Origin of the sequence: Haloferax sp. AB510 (assembly GCF_024136985.1) — an archaeon.
Taxonomy (GTDB): Archaea; Halobacteriota; Halobacteria; order Halobacteriales; family Haloferacaceae; genus Haloferax.
The window spans coordinates 1-1,294 of the sequence record NZ_JAMYJY010000209.1 but is presented as its reverse complement, the minus strand read 5'-3'; the positions used below and the strand labels follow the sequence as shown (position 1 = coordinate 1,294).

Below are 1,294 nucleotides of genomic sequence, written 5' to 3'. Positions count from 1 at the left end.
CGACGACGCGATGGACCGGCGCGACAGCACAGCCGACGCCGCCGTCCGCGCGGCCGTCGGCGACGCGGCTCGTGAGGTCGCGGCGAACCCCGTCACCTCGCCCGCGAACACGACCGTCGGACGACTGCTCTCCGACGAGCGCCCCTTCCGCGACTATCTCAGGCTCCGCATCGCTCTCGCCGCGACGGAGCGGCTTCGGGCCGTTTCCGTCGCCAGCGGCGACGTGAACGCGACCGCGACCCTGCCGCGACCGACGAACGAGTCGACCCTCCGCGAGGCGATGGATCGCGTCTCCATCTCGGGCCGCGAGAACGGGACCGTCCTCGTCGCGACCGTCGAGAACGTCTCGGTCGAAGTCGTTCGCGGCGGTCGCACCGTCGCCGCCGAGTCCGTCACCGCGACGGTCGGCGTTCGGACGCCCGTCCTCGCGCTCCACGACCGAACCGAGGCCTTCGAGCGCCGCCTCGACGCGAACGCGCTGGACGGCGGGACGCTCGACGCGACGGTGACGACGGCGCTGTGGGCGTCAGCGTGGACTCGTGGCTGGAGCCAGTACGTCGGCGCGCCCGTTGACAACGTCGTTTCGAACGATCACGCGGCACTGGCGACGAACGCCGGCGTCCTGCTCGCCGAACAGCAGGCGTTCGGGGCGACTGACGCCGACGCCCGCGGGCGACCGGTCGCGCCGCCGTCCGCGCCGGTGCCCAGAGCCTGCTCTCGCAGACCGGCGTCCCCGCCGCGCCCGAACTGGCGAACACGCTCCCCGCACCCAATCCGTCCGCCGAGTCGGCCGCGAACGAGATTCCGACGAATCGGACGATCAACGCCTCCGTCGGCTCCGCGGCCGACCACGCGCTGGTCGGTCTCCTCGACGGCCACGGCGACGCGCCCGCTTACGACGACGTGGTCGCGGACGCCCATCGTGCCACCGTCGCAGTCGAAGCCGACGCGACCGTCGTCGCCCGGAGTAATGACCCGTCGGTCGACCTCGGAACCGAATGGGAGCTCGTCGACACCGCGACCGAGGCGTCGTCGTCGGTCGAGACGGTGGCGACGCGAACGCCGGCGCTCGAAGCCGACACAATCGTCGTCGACGCCGGCTCCCGAATCGTGACGACGAGCGAGACGACCACCCGAACGTGGCGGCGGGGCAACGAGACGTTCTACACCGAGGAGACGACGGAGACGAAGACGCGCGTCGACCTTGCGGCCGTCGTCGACCCGGCCGACCTGTCCGCCCCCGCGCGACCCATCGACCCGGCGGTTGAGCCCGGCGGCGCGCTCGCCGGCGAGA

At 72.6% G+C, this 1,294-nt stretch carries 1 pseudogene; it reads left to right on the top strand.

Features of this window, described 5'->3' with window-relative positions:
• Positions 1-1,294, top strand: a pseudogene (locus tag NKF06_RS20575) (hypothetical protein); the annotation flags it as partial.